General features: G+C 49.5%; 6 protein-coding genes and 3 pseudogenes. 5 read left to right on the top strand and 4 right to left on the bottom strand.

The genetic code is table 11. The annotated features are described in order from the left end of the window. Window positions 1-92 precede the first annotated feature (92 nt). Both KKW20_RS16390 and KKW20_RS16385 read left to right on the top strand, forming a co-directional pair. Window positions 93-1,246 (top strand): IS3 family transposase gene (locus tag KKW20_RS16390; protein ID WP_214568996.1). Its coding sequence is split into 2 segments (ribosomal slippage): window positions 93-390 and window positions 390-1,246, totalling 1,155 coding nucleotides; the frame shifts between segments, so codons are not numbered across the junction. 61 nt (window positions 1,247-1,307) lie between these two features. Then, window positions 1,308-1,487: pseudogene (locus KKW20_RS16385) on the top strand (ATP-binding protein); the annotation flags it as partial. Window positions 1,488-1,564: 77 nt separating this feature from the next. Here KKW20_RS16385 and KKW20_RS16380 read toward each other — a convergent pair. Together KKW20_RS16380 and KKW20_RS16375 are read right to left on the bottom strand one after the other, a co-directional pair. Continuing rightward, window positions 1,565-4,054, bottom strand: coding sequence for a calcium-binding protein (locus KKW20_RS16380; RefSeq protein WP_214568992.1), 2,490 nt, complete (start codon window positions 4,052-4,054; stop codon window positions 1,565-1,567). 334 nt (window positions 4,055-4,388) lie between these two features. Next, a pseudogene (locus tag KKW20_RS16375) lies at window positions 4,389-5,728 on the bottom strand (IS3 family transposase). 206 nt (window positions 5,729-5,934) lie between these two features. On the opposite strand from KKW20_RS16375, the pseudogene KKW20_RS16370 reads away from it, so the two are divergent. Next, a pseudogene (locus KKW20_RS16370) lies at window positions 5,935-6,168 on the top strand (integrase core domain-containing protein); the annotation flags it as partial. Here the strand turns inward: KKW20_RS16370 and KKW20_RS16365 are convergent. After that, window positions 6,165-6,533: a hypothetical protein gene (locus KKW20_RS16365; protein WP_214568990.1), complete on the bottom strand. Its 369-nt coding sequence runs from the start codon at window positions 6,531-6,533 to the stop codon at window positions 6,165-6,167. The pseudogene KKW20_RS16370 and the gene KKW20_RS16365 sit on opposite strands and share 4 nt — an antisense overlap. Window positions 6,534-6,625: 92 nt before the next feature. On the opposite strand from KKW20_RS16365, the gene KKW20_RS16360 reads away from it, so the two are divergent. Together KKW20_RS16360 and KKW20_RS16355 are read left to right on the top strand one after the other, a co-directional pair. Then, a protein-coding gene (locus KKW20_RS16360; RefSeq protein WP_214568988.1) for an IS3 family transposase occupies window positions 6,626-7,758 on the top strand; the annotation gives its coding sequence in 2 pieces (ribosomal slippage) (window positions 6,626-6,878 and window positions 6,878-7,758; 1,134 coding nt in all). A gap of 1,411 nt (window positions 7,759-9,169) precedes the next feature. Further along, the gene (locus tag KKW20_RS16355; RefSeq protein ID WP_214568986.1) at window positions 9,170-9,538 is read left to right on the top strand and encodes a hypothetical protein; all 369 of its coding nucleotides are present in this window, start codon (window positions 9,170-9,172) and stop codon (window positions 9,536-9,538) included. Window positions 9,539-9,573: 35 nt separating this feature from the next. On the opposite strand, the gene KKW20_RS16350 is transcribed toward KKW20_RS16355, so the two are convergent. Continuing rightward, window positions 9,574-9,921, bottom strand: a 348-nt coding sequence (locus KKW20_RS16350; protein ID WP_214568984.1) for an integrase core domain-containing protein, incomplete at its 5' end; no start/stop codon positions are given.

The raw sequence follows: 9,921 nt of genomic DNA, 5'->3' as shown, positions 1-9,921 counted from the left end.
AATGTCCTCCATATGGTGCTCTATATGTCCTACCAACGCCGCCTCCATTCCAAATCTACACGTGGAAACGGACTCGCAGATCAGCTTGTCGTCTGGAAGGTGGGGGCAGCGCACCGCTTACGAAGAGACGCAGTTTTTCCGACAAGTTCAAAGCCACGGTGGCGCTTGAGGCGCTGCGTGGTGATAAGACCGCGCAAGAGATTGCGGCGAAGCACAAGGTTCATCCTACGCAGGTGACGACGTGGAAACGGCAGGCGATTGATGGGCTGACCGGGGTATTTTCCGATAAGGTCAGGCGGGCTGAGGATAACGAGGCCGAAGTCAAAGAGCTTCACGCCAAGATCGGGAAGCTGGCGGTCGAAAACGATTTTTTGTCACAAGGGTTGAAGCGATGAGCCCGACGGAACGCAAGGCGATGATCCGAAAAGATCGAACCGATCTGAGCCTAACCAAACAATGTAAACTGCTGAAGATCAGTCGTTCGTCGCTGTATTACGTGCCTGTTGGTGTGAATGCAGAGACGCTGGAACTGATGAACGAGATTGATCGGGGGTTCACCAAATACCCGTTCTTCGGCAGCCGTCAGATTGCGGCCTACTTGCCGAGGAATGGGTTCCACGCAGGTCGTCATCGTGTGCGCCGCCTGATGGGTATCATGGGGCTACAGGCCATCTACAAAGGGCCAAACACCAGCAAGAAACACCCCGAGCATCGCATCTACCCATACCTGCTGAGAAAGCTGCCGATAACGCGCCCGAACCATGTTTGGTGCAGTGATATCACCTACATCCCAGTGCGCCGTGGCTTTCTATATCTGGTCGCGATCATGGATTGGGCGACGCGCAAGGTGCTGGCATGGCGGCTGTCGAACACGCTGGACGCCAGCTTCTGTGTCGAGGCATTGAAGGAGGCAATTGCCAAATATGGTAAGCCAGAGATCATGAATACCGATCAGGGATCGCAGTTCACGGGTGCAGCCTGGATCACCACCTTGAGCGAGGCGGATGTCAAAATCTCAATGGATGGGCGCGGCCGGTATCTCGACAACATCTTCATCGAACGGCTGTGGCGGTCGCTCAAGCAGGAGGCCGTCTATCTGCATGAATTACAGGACGGCTTCCAAGCCAAACGCGTGATCAAAGACTGGATCAGCTTCTACAATACCGAGCGGCCTCACACGGCTCTCGACAAGCGCCCCCCTGACGACGCATTCTTTGACACAGAACGATCCCAGAAGGCGGCATGAAACCAACCAGATTACATCTTAGCTGAGCCGCAAAACTGTCCGAAAAAGCAGGACCACTTCAATCACGACCAACCTCAGCTTCAGCGAATGGGCGCAGGTCTTCGGCGATGCCAAGATGACAACAGCACTCCTCGACCGGCTCACACACCGCTGCCACATCCTCGAAACAGGCAACGACAGCTACCGCTTCAAGGCCAGCTCAGAGGCTGCAAAAAAACCACAAAGGAGGCCACCACATTGACCAAAGCATAGCTACCGATACATAACTAAGAGCGGGTCAAATCTCGGTGACAATACCGGGTCAGTTCTCAATGACATTCAACAATAATCCAGATAAATCATAACAGCAATTTGATGGGCGTCGGCATCCCAAAACGTGAGCGAACCGCCATTAGTAAAGTCCAATACAACTGCATCTTCGGTGCTTAAAATAGAGTAGTTCCCAGCTCTGACCTCACTTACCGCCATGTCCCCAAGTGTCAACACATCAGAATTCACAGAAAAGAAACGGATCTCATCATTTCCATCATCTAGTTCAAAAATTATTTGGTCCTGTCCGACGCTGAGTATCTTATCATCACCACCGCCCCCCTCCAAAACAGCACCTGTAAACGAAAACATCACATCCTCTCCTTCACCGCCGTGAATGGTTACGTTATTCCCATGCGAAACTGAAAAATCGTCGCCACCGCCTAGATAAAATTCTCCTCCGCCAAACCCACCAACGGTCAAAGTATCATTGCCACCAGAAAGGTCTGCGGTTGCTTGACCTATTTGAATCGTAAACCTGTCGTCAAAATTAGTGCATTCAAATTGCTCGATATCGGTAAATATCACCTCTTCCTGGCTATCATCAATTTCGACTACCCCTTCCATAAACCAAACGCTAACCCCCTGTTTCGCGTCGGCGAAAGACAGCGTATCGAAGCCATTGCCCCCGGTAATCTCATAGCCACCCTGCAAATATGAAATGAAGTCATTTCCATCCCCAGCATAAATTTCACCTGAGGTCCCGACCAATTCCAAGTGATCATCCCCCCAACCTGAGTGAACGGTATCGACCCCCAAACCAGTATTTACAAAATCATTGCCCGCTTTTGAGTGTATTTCGTCATTGCCGCTGCCGCCCCAAAAACTATTGGCGGCACTGTCTCCAAGAAGAATGTCATTATAATCACTTCCACGGACACCCTCAATGCTGTCATAGATATCGTATTGTGCCCAACCAGAATTATTTCCATTATCCTGAAAGCTTACTGTGACACCTTCCGTCGCTTCAGTATAAGAGACAATGTCGAAACCTGATTTTCCCAAAAAATCTTGCGCAAACGAAGAGGCAAAAAACTGATCATCCGAGCTAGTTCCTACGACCTCAGGCACCTTTTCTAGTTCAAGAATAACAGTAGCAAAAGGATCAATTTGAACTTCTATTTCTTGCCAACTACCTAAATTTAAATCTGACCAATGGATATAGCCTGGAAGGTCGGGCTCATTGTAAATCTCCAAACCAGTATAATTCCGATAAGCCCCATCTGCGGTGGTAGTATCCACTCCGACCACCCCTACCGAGGTGATATGATAACGACCATCTAGACCATTCAATAGCACATCAGTATTGATCGCCGACGAGGAAAGGTTCGAAATCAAGACAATACCCTCTTCTTCGCTGAAGTAAGCCACGGAGCCTACATTATCATCTCCTGATGACAGGTCATATGCTGCCATCCCAGTGGCATTATCGCTCAAATACGCAAATACTTCTCCCACGGCAGTTAAGGTTCCATTATCTAGCGCCAGTGCATTCCCGTGGTACTGCGTTGACCAAAAATTTAGTTTATCCATGCCCGCCTGCACAAACTCGGTGAACATTTTGACAACGATTGGTACTTGAGCTAACCCGTAAAACGTGTCCTCTCTGAGGTGCGTGTTCCATTCAGAAATGAGGAAACTGACATCATTTGAGGAATAATCCTCCCATTTTGAGAGAATGCCCAACGAGTTTTGAATGCTTTTTTCGAGATCCCAGTATGCTTCTTTGAACCCACCTGAGCGATCTTTTGCGTACCAATGTGTTACTAAGGAATCTATTGACTGTAGTGCTTCATTTGAAAATAATCCAAATTCAGTATGCGCACGAACACCCAGATCTTCTGTAGTCACGCTTGAATTATCTTGGGCCACCCATGTCCAAACCTGGACAGCAATCTCAGGTTCGTCCCAATCCGAATTAAACGCGTTTTCGGATTTGTATTTGTTGATTTCATCTTGAATAATGGGTGCTAATTCATTTGCAAGCTGCCCGTATTCTTTATTGTCCATATAGGTTTCATATTCATTGCCGATCTCAAAGGATGAAATGGACCCACCTGATAACTCCAATACGGTTGACACGAATTCCCTTACAAATGGGATCAAGCTAGGGTCTAGCACTAGTCTATTGGGATTATTGGGATCGGATTTCAACAATTGATGTGTTGGAATAATGAATGTTGATTGCAGACCTGCCTGCTTACAATAGCTTGCAAAATCATACGCCCCCATAGTCTTTCGGGTGGCGCCATTCGATAGCGTCACTTCGGATGCATTGGGGTTTTTGATATCAAAATTCTCCTCAGCCGAAGAACCTCCTGGGTAGCGAATTGCGCCTGGCCCAATTGAGGCAACAACTTCGTCGTATTTTTCCCATGGCTGATCACCAATTCGCTCATATTCGGCAACAAAGTTCATACCAAAATGTGACAAAGTGATTGTATTGCCGGACTCGGCGCCGTTTAGGTTGTCACCATCTTCGATTTTGAATGTAAGCATAGCAATCTCGACAATCTCGTTTCCACTGAGATTGAGGGAGGTTACTTACTAAGTGATTGCCGAAAAATGGCTAATTTGTGACCAATACTTAAACTCCTAAAGTTAAAGCTTGGTGAAGTGCGCGACAAGACCAAAGACAGATCAACAAATTGAACCGCGCCGGGTTTGGCGGAGGCGGATTTGTCTTAGTTACGCTACCATGTCTGATCTTTCCAGAGCTGCATAGAAGTTTGCCTCAGCTTCGGCTGGCGGGATATTCCCGATAGGCTCCAGCACGCGGCGGCTGTTGAACAAATTGGACCTGTCACGTTTTAGTGCCGCCCCAAGTGCTCGTTTAAGCCACCTTTCGTTCGAAGGCGACGGGGCTTTTCAAGCCCAGTGCTGAGTGGCGACGTCGCGGGTTATAGAACCCGTTGATGTATTCCGCTGCACGGCAGTGGTTTGCTTGCAAACCATGAGAGTGGAAGATCGCCATCTCTGCCTTGCGCCGTGTCTCCCAGGGATGCCGCCATATCAGTTCGGCTTTGATGCACTGCCTGACAGGGTATTGCGTAGCAATGTCCCGAGAAGGGTTTTGAAGAACGTCTCGACCGCCGCATTGTCGTAGCAATTGCCCTTCCCGCTCATGGACACCTTGAACCCATGTTGGCGCAGGATCTTCTGATAATCATGAGAACAATATTGGCTGCCGCGATCCGTGTGGTGGATGCAGTCTTTCGGCGGTGACCGGAATGCGATGGCCATCTGCAAGGCTCTGATCGCCAGATCACGTTTCATGCGGTTGCTGACCACTGCCCGGCAGTCGAAACGCAGTTTCGATGAGAGGGGGCCCAGCCAATGACCCGCCGAGAATGCAGATCGAGGATGACAGCCAGATACAACCATCCCTCACGCGTCCAAATGTAACTGATGTCACCAGCCCACTTTTGGTTTGGGGCATCAGCGTTGAAGTCGCGGTCCAGCAGGTTTGGTGCAATATTGAACTTGTGGTTACTGTCCCCCTCTCGGCAGATTGCTTTGCAATCGCCTGCCGGGCAATGGACGTCACCTTGTATTTACGTGTTCTAACAACAGATATGCCGTTCTGGCGCATCAATCTTCCCACACGGCGGTGTCCAACATCCAAGCCAATCTCTTTCAGTTCTTCCGTCATGCGCGGCCTGCCATAACTACCCAAGCTGAGACGCGATTGCTCCTCCCCTCTCATCGAAACTGCGTTTCGACTGCCGGGCAATGGATGTGCGCCAGTGTGACCATATCAGACCGCTGCCTGCGGCAGGCAGGGCGACCTCGAAAGGCCCGCAATCCACGCGCGCTGACGCCAACAACCTGGCACAACCGTTTGATCGGGAAACGAGCAATATGTTCTTCGACAAACCTGAACCTCATGCGCTGCCTGACAGGCGATGTTTACATCGCTGAGAGGGGCTTTTGGCCCGCAAAGAACTGCCCTCTCGGCAGATTACTACGTAATCACCTGCCGGGTAATAGGTGGCCTTTTTTAAGATCTCCCTCTCCTCCTTGAGAATGCGGATCTCGCGCCGAAGCCGGTCATTCTCTTGAGCGAGGCTCATATCCTCTTTTGACACCACGTCTATGTCTCCCCTCTCATGCATGTAAACATGCACTGCCGGGCAGCGGATGTGCCGTGATCCATTTATTCAGCGTCGACATTCCAACGCCAAGATCATTCGCCACCTGCTTACGCCCCTCTCATCGTTTGCAAGCAAACGACTGCCGGGCAATGGTAAGCCCGCTGGTAAGTGCGATACGCACCGCATCTTGGCGGAATTCGTCCGTCCGTTTCAGTCCCATAGTCAATCTCCTTTGTTGCAGTAAATGCTATCAAAGGAGCGGCATCAAACCGCGACAGGTCCAGGCGGTTCCTCGACAACATCTTCGTCGAACGAATCTGGCGGCCCCTGAGATATGAATGCGTCTATCTACATGCCTGGGAGACCGGATCAGAGGCGAAGGCAGGTGTCAGAAAATGGATCGAGTTCTACAATTACAAACGCCCACACTCAGCACTTGGCGGCAAGCTTCCAGCTGTGGTCTATTGGCAGAGAATTGAAACAACAAACCCAGATCAGCAGGAACGAAGAGTAGCTTAAATTACGCTAGATCCTGTCCAGCTATTGGGGAGTAGCTCACCCTTGCTCATAGAAAACACATTTTCATCTATATCAAGCAGGGAGATTTTTCTTTCGTCAAGTGCTTTTAAAGTGATGTAGCGCATAACGTCATTCTGGCCTTCAACTTCTGACAAAGAAATGTCACAGACGTCTACCTCAACTGCGCTACTTTGTTGGGGGAGGAAATGACCGATTTTAATTATCATTTTGTGGTTCCATCTATCTTCATCTCTAGTTTCGCTAATAAATGTAAATAGGAATTTAAGACTTCTGAAAAAATTGAGCTGCCGCACTTGAGTGGTCCAACTGACCTGCTCCCCTGAAATGTCCGGTGCTTTGATCATTCCGATTATTTGGGCTTCGGTAAAACAGAGGTGGCCGCGGGATTTCGGACCAGTGTTTAAGATGGATCGACTTATGAGAAAGACGATTCAAAATGACGAAACGAAAGAACCATTCGCCCGATTTCAAGGCCAAGGTTGCGCTTGAAGCGATCCGCGAGGAGATGACGCTGGCTGAGTTGTCCAAGAAGCACGGCGTACATCCTACCCAGATAGGGACGTGGAAACGCGCTGCGATTGACAACATGGCCTCAACATTTTCCAAACGAGGCGGCGATTTGGAGCGGGTCGATGAAGCTCAAATCGATAAGCTGCATTCCAAGATTGGTCAGTTGGTAGTGGAACGGGGTTTTTTGGCCAACGCCTCTGTTCAGTTGCTCGGGACGCGAGGCAAAAAATGGTGAGCAAGGATCATAAGCTGAGCGTTCGTCGTCAGTGCGCATTGCTGACGCTGACGCGTTCCAACCTGTACTATCAGCCGAAGGGTGAAAGTGCCGAGAACCTGCGGTTCATGGCAATCATCGACAAGCAGTTCCTGGAGACACCGTGGTACGGTTCGCGTCAAATGGCCCGTTATATGCAGCGGCAAGGCGAAAAGTGCGGCCGCCACAGGGTCCGTCGATTGATGCGTCTGATGCGTTTGGTCCCTATTTATCAGACGCCAAACACCAGCAAGAAGCACCCCCGGCACAAGATTTATCCTTACCTGCTGCGGGGGCTGACAATTGATCGGCCAAATCAGGTCTGGTGCTTCGACATCACTTACATTCCGATGCGGCGCGGGTTCTTGTATTTGGTGGCAATCATGGGCTGGCACAGCCGCAAGGTTTTGAGCTGGCGGTTATCAAACAGCATGGAAGCGGACTTCTGCATCGAGGCATTTAATGAGGCGTTGGCCACATATGGTAAACCCGAGATCATGAACAGCGATCAGGGCAGCCAGTTCACCGGCTTTGAATGGACACAGGCGCTAAAAGATGCCGGGGTAAAAATATCCATGGACGGGCGTGGACGCTGGATTGATATCCGAATGATTGAACGGCTTTGGCGGTCCCTGAAATATGAATGCGTCTATCTAAACGCCTTTGAGGCAGGTTCACAGATGCGGGCTGGGATCGGCAAATGGCTGACCTACTACAACTCTGAACGCCCACATTCGACCCACGGAATATTGACGCCAGATGAGGCCTATGAAAGAAAAACAGAACCAATGAGGTTGGCAGCGTAACTAAGACAAATCAGCCTCCTGCAAACCCGGCGCGGTTCAATGTTGCTTCCGTTTCGACATCGTCGATCTCCTTCGTGCTGAAGATCAAAGGACTACAAATTGCAGCTTACGTCAGTGTCCGATTTTCGGGGGTAGCTCAGACAATTAACCAATTATAAACCAAAATGTGTCATCTATAGTGAATGCTACAAGTTTGGAAGATATTAGTCCCGTCAGATGATGAAACAATTCCTAAGCTCTAGGGCTGGGCATTAGCTGAAGGTACCGATGAAACACACAACCTCTGAGGCCATGACAACGCAGCTGTTCACCAAGAGTCTGAAAGTCTCTGGATATCTCGAGAGTAGACTGCTTGGAATGGTCGTAAGCTTATGTAAGTAAAGGAAAAATATCCAGTGGTGAATGTAATGAAACACTCCATTTCACATAAGAGGCAAGCAGCTTCGGATAAGATAATTTTCCCTATCAAGGAGCTAATAGAAAATTCGGGAGACCTTAACGAAGGTGATTTGCAGGTTGGTTTGATTGTTATCCGATGCCATGTCGACAGCATCCTCGAGAGCTTGTGCGCAGATGTGCAGGAGGTGTTAGAAGGCAAATAAACAAGCGTTTGAGGGCCCTGTTGCAAATAGTTTTTCGAGCCAATGCGCGCGCCAAAAAAGGTCAAGCCAAAGCGTTCCGAACTGCCCCTTGTTTGCCGGAGACCCAGAAGTGTCCGTCGTCATATAATGTTGGACATCTTATTACTCAAAATACGTGGATTTTACCAAACGCCCCAGGCGAGAAAAAATCAAAACACTCATTAAGAGATCTGCTTTTCAGAATGTTCAAATACCCAAGAGCAGATTGGTACCCGAAAAAAGAAGGCTCCCCAAGGGAAGCCTGTATTCATGCGGGTGCGCTTTACCGTGGTATGCTGACCTCAAGGGTACGCTTGCATCAGCGACTTGCGAAGCCCCGCTGTCTGATGCTGAGACCTTTATACCCTTCTATGCCTCGCGGGCCAAGAAGTTAAAAAGAGGCAAGTGCGCTCTTGAAACCCAAAATTTATAACATCGTAAACATTACCTTGCTGTGGACAGTTTTGATTAGCACAATTGCCTGTCGAGCAACGCAACACACCCTCCCCAAAATGACATCAAAAAACTACCTCACAGTATGAGCCACAGGTGGGTAATTCACTGGGCCTTTGCGGGCCACAATGGCCCACTGGCGGCCCACGCCTCCTAACCCTTTGTTATTACTGATTTATTTAACGATCCAGGTTTTAAGCTCAAAATCACCGAAAGTACAATGTTTACGGTGACTTACGCATGGGTGTATAACGTGTGAACCCTTCCCGAGCCAACGGCGAGTTCTTCCACCAAAAAACCAATACTGGCGTTTGAGAATACGGAGTATTGTCACCCGCATGAACGGTAGACATTTCCTCACGATTTCGCTTGCTTCACTCGTTATCTCAACCAGCGCGGCTACTTCCGAAGGCGGGTCGACAGATAGTGATTTTGAACTTGCAAGCAAGACAAAAACCAGTTGGGTCAAAACTGACGTTGATTGGAAATCTACGAGGTTTTTTGAGTTGGCCGTTCCAAGTGTTCTGGGAAAGCGTTTGATTCAAACTGGTCGAGTTGGTGACAAACTGATAAAATGGCTGCTTATCCTGATCGGGTCAGTTGAAGCACCGCATAAGAGTTACAACTCAGTTCATCACAAGGCCAAAGTGACGCCCCCTGCCCTGCCGTGTGCGTCGGCAGAGTTTTTGGGTCCAAAGGCGGCCTAAACTAAGAGAGAGTTTGGCTCATCTGGTTGGTTTGATTATGCGGCGCGTTGCCTGTGATGCAAGCGGCGCGCTTCGAGCGTCTTTCGTTTGACCCTTTCTCGCTGTTGTAGAATGGCTTTGTCCCGTCCGAAGTAGACGTCAGACGGCGTGACGTTGTTTAAGCTCTCATGATAACGACGGTGATTGTAGTGATCGACGAAGGCTTCGATTTGGGCTTCCAAATCACCAGGCAGGAAGTAATTTTCCAACAGGATGCGGTTCTTCAGGGTTTGATGCCACCGTTCGATTTTGCCTTGTGTCTGAGGGTGGTAGGGTGCGCCGCGTGAATGCTTCATGCCTTTGTCCTGCAACCACTCAGCCAGATCGCCTGAGACGTAACTTGA

The sequence above is a fragment of the Aliiroseovarius lamellibrachiae genome (assembly GCF_018599245.1).
Classification (GTDB): domain Bacteria; phylum Pseudomonadota; class Alphaproteobacteria; order Rhodobacterales; family Rhodobacteraceae; genus Aliiroseovarius; species Aliiroseovarius lamellibrachiae.
Note: the sequence above shows the minus strand (reverse complement) of the source record. Positions and strands in the feature narration are given on the sequence as shown.